This window comes from Sphaerisporangium sp. NPDC049002 (genome assembly GCF_040649355.1).
GTDB lineage: Bacteria > Actinomycetota > Actinomycetes > Streptosporangiales > Streptosporangiaceae > Sphaerisporangium.
The window spans coordinates 1-15,890 of sequence record NZ_JBEZFH010000179.1 but is presented as its reverse complement, the minus strand read 5'-3'; the positions used below and the strand labels follow the sequence as shown (position 1 = coordinate 15,890).

The 15,890-nt window shown below is 71.0% G+C and carries 12 protein-coding genes; 3 read left to right on the top strand and 9 right to left on the bottom strand.

Annotated features, from left to right (window positions below; translation table 11 throughout):
- On the top strand, positions 1–1,390 hold a 1,390-nt coding region (locus AB0B89_RS27830), incomplete at its 5' end, for a glycoside hydrolase family 3 C-terminal domain-containing protein (RefSeq protein ID WP_358558740.1).
- Positions 1,391–1,492: 102 nt separating this feature from the next.
- Entirely contained in the window at positions 1,493–2,545 is a 1,053-nt protein-coding gene (locus tag AB0B89_RS27825) for a LacI family DNA-binding transcriptional regulator (protein WP_358558738.1), read from the top strand.
- Between the two features lie 152 nt (positions 2,546–2,697).
- Here the strand turns inward: AB0B89_RS27825 and AB0B89_RS27820 are convergent, their stop codons facing one another.
- From AB0B89_RS27820 to AB0B89_RS27810, 3 genes are all read right to left on the bottom strand, one after another.
- Positions 2,698–3,537 (bottom strand): carbohydrate ABC transporter permease, encoded by an 840-nt coding sequence (locus tag AB0B89_RS27820; RefSeq protein ID WP_358558736.1) that lies wholly within the window; start codon positions 3,535–3,537, stop codon positions 2,698–2,700.
- Complete coding sequence (locus AB0B89_RS27815) at positions 3,530–4,552, bottom strand: sugar ABC transporter permease (RefSeq protein WP_358558734.1); 1,023 nt, start codon at positions 4,550–4,552, stop codon at positions 3,530–3,532. Before AB0B89_RS27815 ends, AB0B89_RS27820 begins: the two co-directional genes overlap by 8 nt.
- 181 nt (positions 4,553–4,733) lie before the next feature.
- Positions 4,734–6,071: a sugar ABC transporter substrate-binding protein gene (locus AB0B89_RS27810; protein WP_358558732.1), complete on the bottom strand. Its 1,338-nt coding sequence runs from the start codon at positions 6,069–6,071 to the stop codon at positions 4,734–4,736.
- A 1,013-nt stretch (positions 6,072–7,084) separates the two neighbouring features.
- Between AB0B89_RS27810 and AB0B89_RS27805 the strand changes: the two genes are divergently transcribed.
- Positions 7,085–7,456 (top strand): STAS domain-containing protein, encoded by a 372-nt coding sequence (locus AB0B89_RS27805; protein ID WP_358558730.1) that lies wholly within the window; start codon positions 7,085–7,087, stop codon positions 7,454–7,456.
- A 63-nt stretch (positions 7,457–7,519) separates the two neighbouring features.
- On the opposite strand, the gene AB0B89_RS27800 is transcribed toward AB0B89_RS27805, so the two are convergent.
- From AB0B89_RS27800 to AB0B89_RS27775, 6 genes are all read right to left on the bottom strand, one after another.
- The gene (locus AB0B89_RS27800) at positions 7,520–9,004 is read right to left on the bottom strand and encodes a cryptochrome/photolyase family protein (RefSeq protein ID WP_358558728.1); all 1,485 of its coding nucleotides are present in this window, start codon (positions 9,002–9,004) and stop codon (positions 7,520–7,522) included.
- Between the two features lie 49 nt (positions 9,005–9,053).
- Positions 9,054–10,934, bottom strand: coding sequence for an ABC transporter ATP-binding protein (locus AB0B89_RS27795; RefSeq protein ID WP_358558726.1), 1,881 nt, complete (start codon positions 10,932–10,934; stop codon positions 9,054–9,056).
- A 93-nt stretch (positions 10,935–11,027) separates the two neighbouring features.
- A complete protein-coding gene (locus tag AB0B89_RS27790) occupies positions 11,028–12,014 on the bottom strand; it encodes a glycosyltransferase (RefSeq protein ID WP_358558724.1) in 987 nt (328 codons plus the stop codon).
- Positions 12,014–13,069 (bottom strand): iron-containing redox enzyme family protein, encoded by a 1,056-nt coding sequence (locus tag AB0B89_RS27785; protein WP_358558722.1) that lies wholly within the window; start codon positions 13,067–13,069, stop codon positions 12,014–12,016. The genes AB0B89_RS27790 and AB0B89_RS27785 overlap by 1 nt, the downstream gene beginning before the upstream one ends.
- 7 nt (positions 13,070–13,076) lie before the next feature.
- A complete protein-coding gene (locus AB0B89_RS27780; protein ID WP_358558720.1) occupies positions 13,077–14,090 on the bottom strand; it encodes a cytochrome d ubiquinol oxidase subunit II in 1,014 nt (337 codons plus the stop codon).
- Positions 14,090–15,469, bottom strand: coding sequence for a cytochrome ubiquinol oxidase subunit I (locus tag AB0B89_RS27775; protein WP_358558718.1), 1,380 nt, complete (start codon positions 15,467–15,469; stop codon positions 14,090–14,092). Before AB0B89_RS27775 ends, AB0B89_RS27780 begins: the two co-directional genes overlap by 1 nt.
- Positions 15,470–15,890: the final 421 nt, after the last annotated feature.

The following is a 15,890-nucleotide window of genomic DNA, read 5'->3' as shown; positions in this document are numbered from 1 at the left end:
TCTTCTGCAGGCGTATCCCGGCCTGAAGGGCATCATCTCCCCGACCACGGTCGGCATCTCGGCGGGCGCCCGCTACATCTCCGGCTCCAAGTACACCCACGCGGCCGGCGTACACCTCCCGAGCCGTCCCACCCCGCTCGACCTCGGCAACGCCCGCGACCCGCTGACCGGCGAGCCCGGCGTGCTCGTACGGCTGCTGGACGCCGACGGGGCCGAGTTGCACGCCGAGCACCGGCTCACCGGCCGCATCCTCGAACCGGCCCTCGTCGACTCCTCGGCCACCGTCGAGATCAGCGCCCGCCTGTGCCCCGAGGTCGGCGGAGAGTGGAACCTGGCCGTCTCCGGATGGGGCCACGTGTTCCTTTCCGCGGACGGCACGACGCTGATCGACGAGGAGGTCGAGCGCGACACCGACGACCCGGCGACGGTGCACCTCACCCCGCCGTACCGGCACGCCACGCTGAGCCTCGCGGCGGGCCAGGAGGTCGAGCTGGTCGCGCGGCGCCGCCTCGACCCTGACAGCGGGCTGGCCTCGGCGCTCGCCGCCGACCCGCCGAAGCGCGGGGACGCCGAGGAGCTGGAGGCGGCGATCGAGCTGGCGAAGGCGGCCGACGTCGCCATCGTGGTCGTCGGCACGACCGAGGAGGTCGAGAGCGAGGGCTACGACCGCGACGACCTGGCCCTGCCCGGCGACCAGGACGCCCTGGTCCGCGCGGTGGTCGCGGCCAACCCCGACACGATCGTGGTGGTCAACGCCGGAGGTCCGGTCGCCATGCCGTGGCGCGAGGAGGTGCCCGCCGTGCTGCTGAGCTGGTTCGCCGGCCAGGAGTACGGGGACGGCCTCGCGCGGGTGCTCTTCGGCGGCGCCGAACCCGGCGGGCGCCTGCCCACGACGTGGGCCGACACCTCGCTCATCGGCACCACGCCCGTGGACGGCGTGCTGGAGTACGCCGAAGGCCCCGACATCGGCTACCGGGCGTGGCTGCGGGAACCGGCCGCCCCTGCGTACTGGTTCGGCCACGGGCTGGGATACACCACCTGGGCGTACGAGAGCGTCGTCGCGCCGGCGCACGCCGAGCCCGGCCGCCCGTTCACCGTGCGGGTGCGGCTGCGCAACACCGGCGAGCGGGCCGGTGGCGAGGTCGTGCAGGTCTACCTGGCACGGCCCGAGTCCGGCGTGCGGCGCCCGGCCCTGTGGCTCGCCGGCTTCACGCGCGTCGAGGCGGGGCCGGGGCAGACCGTGGAGGCCGAGGTCGAGGTCCCGGCCCGCGCCCTCCAGCACTGGTCCCCTGAGGACCGGGACTGGACCAACGAGCCCGGGTCGTTCACCGTACTGGCGGGCCGCAGTGCGGGCGACCTACCATTGAGCACCGGTACTGTGAGCCGGTGACTGAGACCTGTTACGACCGATATGGCCGCCTACGCGTGATGTAGGAGGCCAGGGCGGGCGAGCGCGTTGGAGAGCGCTCTCCCGCCATGCTATAAAAGCCACATGAGCGAAGGTCGCCCGCCTGTGTCGGCATCCCCCACCCTGGAGGACGTGGCGCGCGCGGCGGGTGTCTCCCGCGCCACCGTCTCCCGCGTCATCAACGGCATCCGCAACGTCGATCCCACGATCCAGGAGACGGTCAGGCGGGCCATCGCCGACACCGGCTACGTCCCCAACCGCGCGGCCCGCTCCCTGGTCACCCGCCGCACCGGCGCGATCGCCCTGGTCGTGTCCGGGGCGGGCGAGGAGAGCGGGGAGAACCCCTTTCACAGCCAGGTCTTCGCCGACCCGTTCTTCGGCCGCGTGGCCAGCGGCGTGGTCGGCTTCCTGCGCCCCCGGGGCATCCACCCGATCTTGATGTTCGCCGAGACCGCCGAGGCCCGCGCCCAGGTCATCGCGTATCTCCGCCAAGGGAACGCCGACGGCGCCGTCCTGGTCTCCACCCAGTCGGAGGACCCGCTCCCCCGGCTGCTGGTCGACGCGGCCCTGCCCGCCGTGCTCTTCGCCAGGCCCGCGGAGCCGATCCCCATCAGCTACGTCGACGTCGCCCACCGCGCGGGGGCGAAGCTCGCCGCCGACCACCTGGTGGCGCGGGGCTGCCGCCGTGTGGCGACCATCTCCGGGCCTTTGGACGTGGCGGCCAGCCAGGACCGGCTTTCGGGGTTCCGCGACGCGATGGCGGCGCACGGCTATCCGTACATCCCGTGCGTCGAGGGGAATTTCACCCTCGGCAGCGGAGAGGCCGCGATGGAGCGGTTGCTGAGCGAGCATCCCGGCATCGACGGCGTCTTCATCGCCAACGACCTGATGGCCCAGGGCGCCCTTCCCGTGCTGCGCCACCACGGGTGCCGCGTGCCCGGCGACGTCGCCGTGGTCGGCTTCGACGACAGCAGCGCGGCGACCGCGAGCAGGCCCCCGCTAACGACGATCCGCCACCCCGTCGAGGACATGGCGGCCGAGATGGCACGGCTGCTCATGGCCCACGTCGACGATCCCGGCCAGCCGGTGACCTCGATCATCTTCGAGCCCTCCCTGGTGGTCAGGGACTCCGCCTGACGGCACGCGCCCGCCGCCCCGGAGGTCTGGATCCCGGCCGCGTGAATCGAAGCGGCGTGAATCGAAGGCGCGCGCATGAGGGGCGGGTGGATCCGGAGCCGCGTACGCGGGTCGGGCGCCTCGGGCGGGCGCGCGCGTACGCGGCTCGCGGTCTACTTCACCGCACCAGCGGTGAGGCCCTGAACGAGATAGCGCTGGAGGAGCAGGAAGCCGGCCACGACCGGGATGCTCACCACCAGGGACGCCGCCATGACCTGGTTCCAGTAGACGTCGTTCTCGGTGGCGTAGCCCCGGAGGCCGACGGCAAGGGTGCGGGTGGAGTCGTCGGTCATGACCGAGGCGAAGAGCACCTCGCCCCACGCCGTCATGAACGCGTAGATGGCGACCGCCACGATGCCGGGGATCGCGGCCGGGATGACCACGCGGAACAGCGCCCCGAGCGGCCCGTTGCCGTCCACCTTGGCCGCCTCGTCCAGCGCCACCGGGATGGAGTCGAAGTAGCCGACCAGCATCCAGATCGAGAACGGCAGCGAGAACGTCAGGTAGGTGACGATGAGCCCGGTGCGGGTGCCGTACAGCTCCAGGCCGGTGGCGTTGCCGAGGTTCACGAAGATCATGAACAGCGGGAGCAGGAACAGGATGCCCGGGAACATCTGGGTCGACAGCACCGTGATCGTGAAGGTCTTCCTGCCGGGGAAGCGGTAGCGGCTCACCGCGTAGGCGGCGAAGATCGCCACCGTCACCGACAGCACGGAGGCGATGGACGCCACGACGACGCTGTTCACGAAGTACCGGGCCAGCGGGATGGTCTTCCAGATGTCGGCGAAGGGCCGGAAGCTGATCGTCGAGGGGATCCAGCGGAAGCCGTTCTGCACGTCCTGCAGCGGCTTGATCGCCGAGCTCGCCATCACGTACAGCGGGATCAGGGTGAACAGGCCGAGGAATCCGAGGCCGATCCATCGCGCCCACGGCAGCCAGCGCGGCTCATGCATTGGTCCTCCTCCGGGAGGTGATCGCCAGGTACGCCGCGGTCACCACGAGGAGGAACAGCAGCAGCAGGACCGACATCGCCGAGCCCGAGCCGAAGTTCCAGGTGATGAACGAGCTCTGGTAGATGTGCACCGAGATGAGGTCCGCCTGTTGCGGCGCCGCCTTCCCGAACAGCACATATGGGGTGTTGAAGTCGTTGAAGGTCCACAGGAACAGCACCAGGATCAGCACCTGGTTCACCGGGCGCAGCATGGGCAGTGTGATGGAGCGAAGCTGCCGCCACCACCCGGCGCCGTCGATGGCCGAGGCCTCGTACAGGTCGCGGTCGATGTTCTGCAGGCCCGCCATGAGGATCAGGAACGCGAACGGCCAGGACCGCCACACGCAGACCACCACGACCGCCGCGAAGCTGTTCGTGCCGATCAGCCAGAACGGGCGGTCGGCGCCGCCGAGGCCGAGCTGGTCGACCAGGACGTGGTTGACGAACCCGGTGTCACGCTGGAACATGAAGCTCCACGTGATCACTCCGGCGTAGACGGGCAGCGCGTAGGGCACCAGGAAGAAGGTGCGCAGGAGCCCGCGACCGCGGAAGGCGCCCTGCATCAGCACCGCCCCTACCGTGCCGAAGAGCCAGGAGAACCCGACCGCCAGCGCGGTGAACGCGATGGTGATGAGGAACGAGTGGAGCAGCGAGCTGCCGACGGCCGAGTTGACGTCGACCGCGATCTGGTAGTTCGACAGCCCCACGAAGGGGGCGGCCGACCAGTTCCTGATGAAGAACTGCGTGAGCCGCAGGAAGCTCATCCCGACGCCGATGAGCATCGGCACCACGTGGATGAGCAGTTCCAGCACGATCGCCGGGAGGATCATCAGATAGGGCACGCCCAGGCGGCGCAGCCGTACCGGGATCCGGCCCGCGACCCGCGATGGCAGCCCCCTTCCGGGCGGGGGCGGCCCGCCTCCGGCGGGCGCGGTCGCGCGCCGCTCGTCTTGCTGAGGCGTGGTACGGGCGACCATCTATTCCTCTCGATTCGGCAGTGCCGGTCGTGGACGGCGTGAGGGTGTTCGTGTGGACGGCTTGAAGGTGTTCGTGGACCTCCCGCCGGGCCGTCTCGTGAACGACCCGGCGGGGGCCGGTGCCGGCCGGGAGACGATGGGGGAAGGCCCCCGCCCGGCACCGTCGTACTCGGGTGGAACGTCAGCTACCGGGCTGGACCTGCTGGTTCGCCTGGGTCAGCTTGGCCTTGACGGCCTCCTCGGTGATCGGCTTGCCGCTGGCCGCGTCGGCCCAGAGCTGGTTCATCGCGGTGCCGACCAGGGTCTCGAACTGGCTCTCCTCCGGCACCTGGGGCAGCGGCGCGGCGGTCTTGCCGAGGATCTCCTGGAACGTCTTGATGTCCTCGCTCTGGAACGCCGGGTCGTTGTAGGCGTCCTGGACGGTGGGCAGCGACCCGTACGTCTTGTTGAGGATCTGCTGCTCCTCCGGGCTCGTCATGAACTTCACGAACTTCAGAGCGCCGTCCTGGTTCTTCGTGAAGTTAAAGACGGCGAGGTTGATCCCGGCCACCATGCCGTTGACCTGCTTGCCCCCGGAGTCCGCCGCGGGCAGCGGAATGGGCGCGAGGCCGTAGGTCTCGTTGGTCAGCCCGGCGGCCTTGATCTGCGAGCCGATGGACTGCCACATCAGCATCGCGGCCTTGCCGTTGACGAAGTCGTTCACGGCCTCGGTGCCGTTGGAGTACTCGGCGTTGCTCGGGTTGACGATCTTGTCGGCCGCCATCAGGTCCAGGTACTGCTTGATGGCCGCGACGTTCTGGGGAGAGTCGAACTGCGGCTTGCCACTGGAATCGAAGAGCTCCGCGCCGTGCTGCTGGCCGAAGATGAAGGCGTGGTGGGAGTTCTCGCTGACGCTGGCGCCCTCGACGGCGAGGCCCCACTGCTTGCCCTTGGTGAGCTTCTTGCCGTCGGCGACCAGCTCGTCCCAGGTGACCGGCGGTTTGTCGATGCCGGCTTCCTTGAACATCTTCTTGTTGTAGTACAGCCCGTACGTCATGCCGTAGATCGGCACGGCCGTGGGCGGCTTGCCGGGGGCGCCCGTCGCGGCGAGGCTCGGGCCGAGGAAGCGCTCCTTGCCTCCCAGCCCGGCGAGCAGGGTGTCGTCGAAGGGCAGGAAGGCGCCGGTGGCCTGCAGCGAGGCCGACCAGGTGTTGCCGATGTTGACCACGTCCGGGCCCTTGCCCGACGTGGTGGCGGCGAGGATCCGGTTGAGCAGGTCGGCCCAGGGAACCACTTCGACGTTCACCTTGATGCCGGTCTGCTTCTCGAACTTGTCGAGCTCGGGCTGGAGCACCTGCTTGTCGTTGTCCAGGCTGGTGCCCTGGTTGGACGCCCAGTAGGTGAGCGTCTTGCCCGCGCCGTCGTCGGCCGACCCGCCACCGGCCGCGGTGCCGCCGCCGTCGCCACCGCCACCGCACGCCGCGGCCGCCACCATCAGCGCGCCCGCGACCGCGACATATCCGAACTTGCCTATACGCACAATGAACCCCTCACTAGAACGCGGCTCCGGCCTCGTGCCGATGGAGCCGCCCTACGCCGGATCGGCCTCTCCGCCAGGGGACGGGAAGTCGAAAGGAGGCCGTCAAAGGCCAAAAGAGAGACCTCCTCCTTCAAGGACGCCGGGTCCCGCCGCCGGCGGGACCCGGATGATGTGTCATGGGTAGCGGTCGACGTGGACGACCCGCGTACTCGCGTTCGCCGGTCCCCCGGTCGTGTCGATGACGTGACGCATCGTGGCGACAGCGTCGTGCCCGAGTCCGCCACCACCGCCGAGGCGGGTGTGCCCGCGTTCTCGGTGAAGAGGGTGGAGGCGGTCTCGCCCTGAGAGAGCAGGCTGTCGACGGCCACGGCGGGGCCGGTCACCGCCAGGCCGGACGCGATCGACACCGCCGGGAAGGCGGTGAGCGGACCTGTGTGGTGTAGGCCCGGACTGCGTGCAGGATTGCACAGCCTCTCCTTGGTGCAAGGGGGTACCCGTCGATCAAGGGTGACGACGGATGAGGGAGAGCGCTCTCCAGACAGAGATTGTCCGCTGTATCACGACTTGTCAACACATCCTTGCTGACGATTTGGAAACCCCCTGCTCACCCCCTCGAAACACGTGGGGCCTCATCGAGCCACTTGTCTGACCTCCACAGAGCCGTGAGACGCGCCTGGATCACAGTGTGGACACCAGATCGATCTTCGATTGCCTTACCGCTCGTCAGGAACGCGGTGAACCCACGGGTCAGAGGCCTGCCGGGGCCTCCGAGGCCCCCTCCTGACGGCCTCCGGACGCGGCCCGGAGACGGCCGGTCGCCGGATGGCGGCGACGAAACACGCGCGTAACCCTCGACGGAGAGCGCTCTCCGCTGCCGCCTGGCCGACCCCCTCGGGGGCCTTGCCCGACCGGCCCCTTCCTTCGAACGCGGCCCGTTCTCCGTGGCGGCCTTGTGCTCGCGTGCCGGGCAGGAAGAGACTGGGTTGGGCCAGGTCCCAGGTCGGGAGGTCGACATGCCGCTGACGGTCCGCCGCGAGGCCCGCCGCGAGTTCACCGTCATCACGATCATCGGCGAGGTGGACAGGAACGGCGCCCCCCATCTCGGGGAGAGCATCGACGAAGCCCTGCGCGCGACCAGCCCCAGGCTGCTGTTCGACCTGTCCGGCATGGAGTTCATCGACTCGGCGGGCCTGCGGCTCCTGGTGGGGGCCTGCGAGAAGGCCACGCGGTGCGGCGGCACCTGCGCGCTGTGCTGCCTCTGCCCCACGCCCAGGAAGATCATGGATGTGACGGGCATCGGCGACGCTTTCGACATCTACCCGACCATGGCCGCCGCCCTCGCAGGCGGCCCTCTGGAGAGCCCCGCCTCCCGCAAGCTCCCCTGACCGGCCGTCCGGGAGCGGCCGTCCGGAAGCGGCCGGGCCCCCCGTACGGCGAGCCGGTTCAGGCTACGGTGCGGCGTCCCCCCGCTCGGCCTCCTGGGCGCACACCTCCTCGACGTCGGCGAGCCGGCGCATGCCGTAAACGCTGCGGGCCGTTCGCGGGTTACCCGCCAGGAGCTCCTCGTTGCGGGAGACGAACCACCAGTAACCCGAAGTGAACGGGCAGGCGACCTCGCCGGTCCGCCGGTCGGGACGGTACCGGCAGCCCCCGCAGAAGTCGCTCATCCGGTTGATGTACGCGCCACCGGCGGCGTAGGGCTTGGTCGCGAGCATCCCCCCGTCGGCGTACTGGGACATGCCCACCACGTTGGGCACCATCACCCAGTCGTACCCGTCGACGAAACAGCGGTGGAACCAGTCGGTGAGCCGGGCGGGGTCGAACCCGCGTTGCAGCGCGTAGTTGCCCAGCACCATCAGCCGCACGATGTGGTGGGTGAACCCGGTGTCGCGGACCTGGCGCAGCGCCCACGACAGGCAGCGCGCCTCCACGGCGTCGGCGTCCAGTTCGGTGAACCACCCGGGCAGGGGCGTCCGCGCCGACAGGCGGTTGAGCTCCCGGTACCGCTCGCCGAAGTGCCAGTACAGGTGCCAGACGTAGTCACGCCAGCCGATGAGCTGCCGGACGTACCCCTCGACGCTCCCGAGTGGCGCCCGTCCGGCCCGGTAGGCGTCCTCGGCGGCGCGCACGCATTCCATGGGGTCGAGCAGGCCGAGGTTGACGGCGGGAGAGAGCATGCTGTGGGCCATGACCGGATCGGCCGACAGCATGGCGTCCTGGTACGGCCCGAACACCGGCAGCCGGTGGGCGACGAAGTGCTGAAGCGCCCGCAGCGCCTCCTCCCTGGTGGCGGGGAAGGTCCTCGGCCCGTCACGTCCCACGAAGGCGACCTCGCCCTCGCGTTCCCTGCGGTCGAGGTCGTGGCGCACCTCCTGGTCGATCTCGTCCTCCTCGGCCCGCCACGGCCCGGGGACCTCCATCCCCTCCGACGGCGGCGGGCGGCGGTTGTCGGCGTCGAGGTTCCACCGCCCCCCGGCCGGGCCGTCGCCCTCCATGAGCACGTCGAGGCGGCGCCGGGCGTCGCGGTAGAAGTCCTCCATCAGCAGCCTGCGCCCGTCGCCCCTGCCTTCCGCCCATGCCTTGAACTCCACAGCGGTCGTGGTGAAGCCGCGCGCCGGGAGCACGGTCACCTCCTCGCGGCTCCGGACGAACGCGTCGGCCGCGTAGCTGGTGGGATGGCAGACGGTGAGCCCCCCGCCCACGCGGTCGAGCGCCTCGCCGTAGGTCTCCGTCCGCAGGAACACCGCCCGCTCGCCGAGCTCGGCCGCGCGGTGCCGGAGCGCCGACAGCACGAGGTGGGCCTTCTGCCGGTGGAAACGCCGGCGCCGCAGCACCGACCGTGCCTCGACCAGCAGCACCGGCTGCTCCGCGGAGTCGAGGAAGTGGTCGCCGAGCTGGTCGGCGAAGAGCCATCGCCTGCCGTGATCCCCCATATGCCCATCTTCGTACGGCCGTTTCCGCACCTCACCGCGGGTGGAGGGCTCAGCCGACCGCCGCCGCGCGGGGCTGGTCGAACTGCGTGCGGTACAGCTCTTCGTACCGGCCGCCCTGGGCGAGCAGGTCGGTGTGCGTGCCGCGCTCGACGACCCTGCCGTCCTCGATCACCAGGATGAGGTCGGCGGCCCTGATGGTGGAGAGCCGGTGGGCGATGACCACGGCGGTCCGCCCGGCCAGGGCCTCCCCCAGCGCTTCCTGCACCGCCGCCTCCGACGTGGAGTCGAGGTGGGCCGTGGCCTCGTCCAGGATCACCACGCGCGGGCGCGCCAGCAGCAGCCGCGCGATGGTCAGCCGCTGGCGTTCGCCACCGGAGAGGCGGTAGCCGCGCTCGCCGACGATGGTGTCCAGCCCGTCGGGGAGCGCCGCGATCAGATCTTCCAGGCGGGCCCTGCGCAGCACGTCCCACAGTTCCTCCTCCGAGGCCTCGGGCCTGGCGAGCAGGAGGTTCGCGCGGACGGACTCGTGGAACAGGTGCCCGTCCTGCGTGACCATGCCGAGCGTCTCGCGGATCGACTCGGCCGACAGGTCCCTGACGTCCACGTCCGACAGCCGCACGGCGCCGGCCTCGACGTCGTAGAGCCGCGTCGCGAGCTGCGCGATCGTCGACTTGCCCGCCCCCGACGAGCCGACCAGCGCCACCATCTGGCCCGGTTCCGCGCGGAACGACACCCTGTGCAGCACCTCGGCCCCTCCCCGCGTGTCCAGGGTGGCCACCTCTTCGAGGGACGCCAGCGACACCTTGTCGGCCGCCGGGTAGCCGAAGACCACGTCGTCGAACTCCACCGAGACCGGCCCGTCGGGGACGCGGCGGGCGTCCGGCCGGTCGGCGATCAGCGGCTTGAGGTCGAGCACCTCGAAGACCCGCTCGAAGCTCACCAGCGCGCTCATCACCTCGACCCGCGCGCTGGCGAGGGCCGTCAGCGGCGCGTACAGCCGGGTGAGCAGCAGCGCGAGCGCGACGACGGCGCCCGGCTCCAGCCGGCCGGCCAGGGAGTAGTAGCCGCCGAGGCCGTAGACGATGGCCAGCGCCAGCGCGGACACCACCGTCAGCGCCGTGACGAACACCGACTGCACCATGGCCGTGCGGATCCCGATGTCGCGCACCCGCCGCGCCCTGAGCGCGAACTCCGCCGACTCCTTCGCCGGCCTGCCGAAGAGCTTGATCAGCGTGGCGCCCGGCGCTGAGAAGCGCTCGGTCATCTGCGTGCTCATGAGGGCGTTGTGGTTGGCCGCCTCCCGCTCCAGCCGCGCCAGGCGCGAGCCCATGCGGCGCGCGGGCAGCACGAACACCGGCAGCAGCACCAGGGCGATCAGGGTCACCTGCCAGGAGATTCCGATCATCACGACCAGCGTCAGCGCTAGCGTCACCACGTTGCCGACCACCCCGGACAGGGTGTTGCTGAACGCCCGCTGGGCGCCGATGACGTCGTTGTTCAGGCGGCTGACCAGCGCTCCGGTCCTGGTGCGCGTGAAGAAGGCGACGGGCATGCGCTGCACGTGGTCGAACACCGCCGTGCGCAGGTCGAGGATCAGCCCCTCACCGATGCTCGCCGACAGCCAGCGTGTGAGCAGCCCCAGCCCCGCGTCCAGGAGCGCGATGCCCGCGATGAGCACGGCGAGCCCGAGGATGGTCTCGAAGGGCGAGCGGTTCACGATCGCGTCCACGACGCGGCCCGCGAGCACCGGCGTAGCCACCGCCAGCACGGCCGTCACCACGCTGAGCACCAGGAACCACGCCAGCATCCCGCGGTGCTTTCGCGCGAACCCGCCGACGCGCCGCAGGGTGGCCATGGAGAACGGCCGCCGATCGTCCTGCGCGTGCATCGCGTTGTACAGCGAATGCCACGCGGTCACTTCCATGTCCATGACGTACCACCGGTCCTGATCTGGGTCAGTATGCGAAAGAGGTCACCGGGGCGGTCGTCACCGGTGACCTGTACCAGACCCTAATTGCTCAACTTAAGTCGAGGTCAAGCTTTCCGGTGTCAGGGCGGGACGGCTCCTCCTGAGATGGGCGGTCGAGTGCCCCGCCACGTGGATGCGCCTCCCCCAGTAGGGGATCCCCCTGTCTGTGACCCGGGCCACCAGCGCCGGCCAGCTGCAGACCGCTCGTTCGAGGACCCAGCCGGGCGCGAGCAGGGAGCTGGTGAACGGGAAGACGCGCCTGCCCCCGCCCCGGCGCCTGCCGACCTCCGCGAGCACGACCACCAGGCCCGCGCACGCGAGGACCGCCCGGTGACGCCTCCGCACGAGCGCGGCCGTCACGGCGGGCAGGATCAGCAGGAAGACCGCCATCCGGGCGGGCTGCGCCAGGTCGTCGTAGGCCTGCCAGACACGCTGCGCGCGGAACCGGTCCAGACCGGGCGGGACGCGGGGGACGAACAGGTCGCGGGGACGGCATTCCCGCCCGCCGTGCGCCCGCACCGTGCGGATGAGTTCGAGGTTCTCGAACAGCACGTCGCCGTCGTACCCGCCCATCGCGAGGAAGGTCGACCGGCGCACGCCGAACGTCCCCGGGTAGTCCGCGCCGAAGGCCCGGTTGAGCAGGGTGCGGGCGGTGTCCCAGCGGGCGTGCCAGGGCAGGGGGCGGTAGTAGTTCTGCGGGCGCACGAGGTCGGCCCCGGCCAGCAGGGCGTCCACGCGGGCCAGCGTGTCCTCGTCGTGGCGGACGTCGTCGTCGGCGATGACCACGTGCTCCCCCCGGGCCCGCCGCAGGCCCGTGGTGACGCCCGAGACCTTGCCGTTGACGAAGTCGAGGTCGCCGTCGGGCCGTACGTGGTCGGCGAGGTGCCCCCAGGCCCGCGCGTGCCGCTCGAACAGCTCCGGCGCCGAGCCGTCGACGACCACGACCCGGGCGTACGTGCTCAGCCGGCGCAGGTAGGCGGTCATCTCCTCCAGCCTGGCGTCATCCCTCCATCGAAGGGGCAGCACGTAGTCGAGATCCATCACGCGGGTTCCGCCGCCAGGCCACCGCCTCGGAGCGACGTGGCCCCGTTCTCCCACGATTTCATGACATGTTCGGCGAAGAGCCGGTCGAGCGCCAGGCCGCACGCGGCCCCGTACAGGATGTCGCCGGCCATGGACGGATACGCGGCGGCGAACGTCCCGCACATGTCGTGCCCGGCGATCTGCTCGTGGACGGCGTCGGCCTGCACGTGCTCGTCGTAGAACCGGGCGGCGGTCGCGTCTCCCCCGACGCGCCGCAGTCCGCGCCCGTACTTGGCGTTCGGGAGCGAGGACGTCATCTCCAGCGCCGCGAGGTGGCCGAGCAGGGCGCCCCTGTGGCGGCGGTGGAGCCCGAAGAGCGACATGACGTTGTTGACCGCCAGGGTGATCGCCGGGACCCGGCCGAGGAAGGCCCCATAGGAGTCGGACAGGCCGAGACCGCGCATCGTGGCGCGGAACAGCTCGGCGTGCATCCGCTCGGTGCGCCCGCCTCCGTACTCGTCGGCCTGGATCTCCACCAGCGCCGCCTTGGCGTGACCGCGCAGCCGGGGGATCCCCCAGGTGTGCGGGTCGGCCTCCTTGAGGTGGTAGATCGACCGGTGGACCACGAACTCGCGGAAGTGCGCCCGCCCGGCCTCGTGGTGCAGGTAGTCCGCGAGCGGGGGGCCGTCGTCGGCCTCCGCCGCCAGCCTGCCGAGCGCCCTCGGCAATTCCCGCGCCGGCACCGGCGGCGGCCGGCGGACCACGGCCGCGAGGCCGTCCTCGAACCGCCGTTCCAGCGTCGCCCGCACGCGCAGCAGCGACGGATCCCACTCCCACCGGTCGTCGACCTCGCCGAAACCCTGGTAGTGCAGCTCGTAGCAGGCGAAGAGCGCGAGCTGGAGATCCTCGTCGTAGGGGACAGGATCGGCGGAGGGCACGACGAGCTCGCCCAGCTCGTGCGGCGGGCGTACGAGCCGCTCGAACAGGAAGGCGCTCACCGGCCCCCGGGGCTCCGGCAGCGCCGGGGCGGTCTCCCCTGCCTGTCTCGCGCTCACGATGTCCACGGGTTCCATGCGGTTCTCACTCCGGAGTGCCGGTGTCGCGCAGCGCCCGCCGCTGGACGGCGAGCAGCCAGGCCATGGACGGCGCGATCAGCGCCGCGCCGATGGCGGTCACGACGAGGGTGGCGGTCAGTACCGAGGGCTCTGCGGCGGCCTGGCGGTAGGTGAGGGACGGCGGGAGCATGACGGGGAACTGCGCCAGCGCCCATCCCCACAGGATCGTGATGACGCCCAGCATGGCGGTGGCACGGACCAGCGGGTAGACGCGCCGCCAGAGCAGGACCAGGGAGCCGACGCCGAGCACGGCCCCGGCCACGACCAGGGGAAGCCCCCGGTGGGTGAGCCCGGTGAACAGCCCCGGGGCGTCCCAGCGCAGCACGGCGATGCCGCCGAGCGCGACGGCCCCGATGAGCACGGCCGCGACCAGCCCCCGCACGCGGAACCACTCCGCCAGATCGGGACGCCCGGCCTCGACGGCGTCGTCGCACAGGTACGCCCCGGCGAGGTAGACGCAGACCATGACGGCCAGCACCCCGCCCAGCAGCGAGGTCGGGTTGAGCCAGCTCGTCAGGATGTCCCCCCTGGCCAGCCCCGGCGGCACCCGTCCCGAGGCGATGGCCCCGGCGGCCGTGCCGAGGAAGAACGGGGTGAGGACGGAGGAGACGGCGAAGGCCCCGCCGAACAGGCGCCGCTGCCAGAGCTCCGTGGCGGCCTTGCGGAAGGCGAAGGCCGTGCCCCTGGCGATGATCCCGATCGCCGCCAGCGTCAGGGGGATGTACAGCGTCGACATCACCGAGGCGAACACCCCCGAGAACGCCGTCCACAGCAGCACGAGCACGAAGATCAGCCATACGTGGTTGGCCTCCCAGACCGGCCCGATCGACCGCTCGATGAGGCCGCGCCGCGCCATGCCCGTACGGCTGCGCCCGGCGAGCAGGTCCCAGGCGCCCCCGCCGAAGTCGGCCCCGGCCAGGAGCGCGTACAGGGTGATCCCCACCCACATCACGACCAGCACGATCCGCGCGGTGTCCATCAGGAGGGTTCCGGCTCGCGCGTGCGGTCCCGCTCCTGGGGGGCGACCGGTCTCTCGCTCCACCTGATCAGGCGCATGACGTAGAGGGTGACGACGGTGAGCACCGTGTAGACGAGCGCGACGACCACGAAGCCGGTCCACAGTCCGGGGGCGGGGTTCACGGCGTCGGACGTGCGCAGATGCCCGTACACCGTCCACGGCTGGCGGCCTACCTCGGTGACGGTCCACCCCGCCTCCACCGCGACCACCGCGAACACCCCCGACAGGGCGGCCGCCCGCAGGAACCACGGTGAGCGGGGCAGTTCCCTCCGCCGCCACCAGGTGTAGCCCAGCCAGGCGGACAGCAGGAGCAGGAGGAAGCCCATCCCCACCATCATGTCGAAGGCCAGATGGACGATCATGACGGGCGGGCGGGCGGCCCTCGGGACCGCGTCGAGTCCCTGGACGACGGTGCCGGGGTTGTGCCCCACCAGGAGCGACAGCCCGTACGGGATCTCGATGGAGTAGCGCAGCCGATCGCCGGTGACGATCCCGCCGACGCTCAGCGGAGCGCCCGCCCCCGTACGGAACAGCGCCTCGGCGGCGGCGAGCTTGGTGGGCTGCAGCGTGGCGACGCGCTTGCCCGCGAAGTCGCCCACCAGGATCTGGATCGGGGTGAACACCGCCGCCAGGGTGAAGGGGACCAGGAACCCCAGCAGGTGGTAACGGTCACGGTGACCCCGGAGCATGCCCGCGGCGTAGACCCCGGCGACCAGGAAACCCGCGACCATGAAGGCCGCCACGATCATGTGAAGGGTCTCGTGGGGCACGGCCGGGTTGAACATCGCCCGCCAGGGGCTCACCCGGTTCACCACCCCGTCCCTGAGGGCGAATCCGCGCGGCGCGTTCATCCACGCGTTCGCGCACACCACCAGGAACGCCGACAGCGTTCCCGCGACCAGCACCGGGATGCCGCTGAGCAGGTGGGCCCTGGGCGGGACGCGGTCCCACGCGTACAGGTAGATGCCGAGGAAGATGGCCTCGATGAAGAACGCGATGCCCTCCGCCGCGAACGGCAGCCCGATCACCTGGCCGTAGGTGCCCATCATCCCCGGCCAGAGCAGGCCGAGCTCGAAGCTGAGGATCGTGCCGGACACCGCGCCGGCCGCGAACAGCACCCCGATCGCCTTGGCCCACTGGCGGGCGAGCCGCGTGTAGTCGGCGTCCCCGGTGCGGATCCCCCGCCACTCGATGATCAGCATCAGCGCGGGCATGCCGACGCCCAGGCAGGCGAGCACGATGTGCCAGCCGAGCGACAGCGCCATCTGCGTGCGGGCCGCGACGAGGTCGGCCGGGGTCGCCGGGCCGGCGGCCGCGAGGACCGACTGCCACGTCGCCATCCGCACCTCCCGCCGCGCCCATGGCGCGCCGGTCGAGGCACGCGTGGTCTGTTTCTGCAGGTTAAGCGGTTGGTGTACGGGAGAGCGGCTTCCCACGCGGCGCGTCGCGCGGGGCCGTGGCGCCTTTGCCCGAACCCGGTTACGGATTTAACTCCCCTCGGGTGACCCGTGCGCGTGGCCTGGCTAGTGTGGGGGTCGTACCGCGCCGTATGGCGTCTCCCGGGAACCCATCGCGACGCTCCGTAGGCCCAGGGCGCACCACACCCCTGAAGGCCGCAGACGAATCTGGATACGGAGTGATTCCCATGCTCAGACGACTCATCGCCACCGGTCCTCTGCCGGCCCTGCACCTTCGGGTCTTCGGCATGATCGCTCTGGGTGTGGCCATGGTTTCCTTCGCGGTCATGACCACCAAGCAGAT

Bases quoted from the DNA above. Each gene is read 5' to 3' on its own strand.
- AB0B89_RS27825 (WP_358558738.1), top strand. From the start codon at position 1,493: ATGAGCGAAGGTCGCCCGCCTGTGTCGGCATCCCCCACCCTGGAGGAC.
- AB0B89_RS27820 (WP_358558736.1), bottom strand. From the start codon at position 3,537: ATGCATGAGCCGCGCTGGCTGCCGTGGGCGCGATGGATCGGCCTCGGA.
- AB0B89_RS27815 (WP_358558734.1), bottom strand. From the start codon at position 4,552: ATGGTCGCCCGTACCACGCCTCAGCAAGACGAGCGGCGCGCGACCGCG.
- AB0B89_RS27805 (WP_358558730.1), top strand. From the start codon at position 7,085: ATGCCGCTGACGGTCCGCCGCGAGGCCCGCCGCGAGTTCACCGTCATC.
- AB0B89_RS27800 (WP_358558728.1), bottom strand. From the start codon at position 9,004: ATGGGGGATCACGGCAGGCGATGGCTCTTCGCCGACCAGCTCGGCGAC.
- AB0B89_RS27795 (WP_358558726.1), bottom strand. From the start codon at position 10,934: ATGGACATGGAAGTGACCGCGTGGCATTCGCTGTACAACGCGATGCAC.
- AB0B89_RS27790 (WP_358558724.1), bottom strand. From the start codon at position 12,014: ATGGATCTCGACTACGTGCTGCCCCTTCGATGGAGGGATGACGCCAGG.
- AB0B89_RS27785 (WP_358558722.1), bottom strand. From the start codon at position 13,069: ATGGAACCCGTGGACATCGTGAGCGCGAGACAGGCAGGGGAGACCGCC.
- AB0B89_RS27780 (WP_358558720.1), bottom strand. From the start codon at position 14,090: ATGGACACCGCGCGGATCGTGCTGGTCGTGATGTGGGTGGGGATCACC.
- AB0B89_RS27775 (WP_358558718.1), bottom strand. From the start codon at position 15,469: ATGGCGACGTGGCAGTCGGTCCTCGCGGCCGCCGGCCCGGCGACCCCG.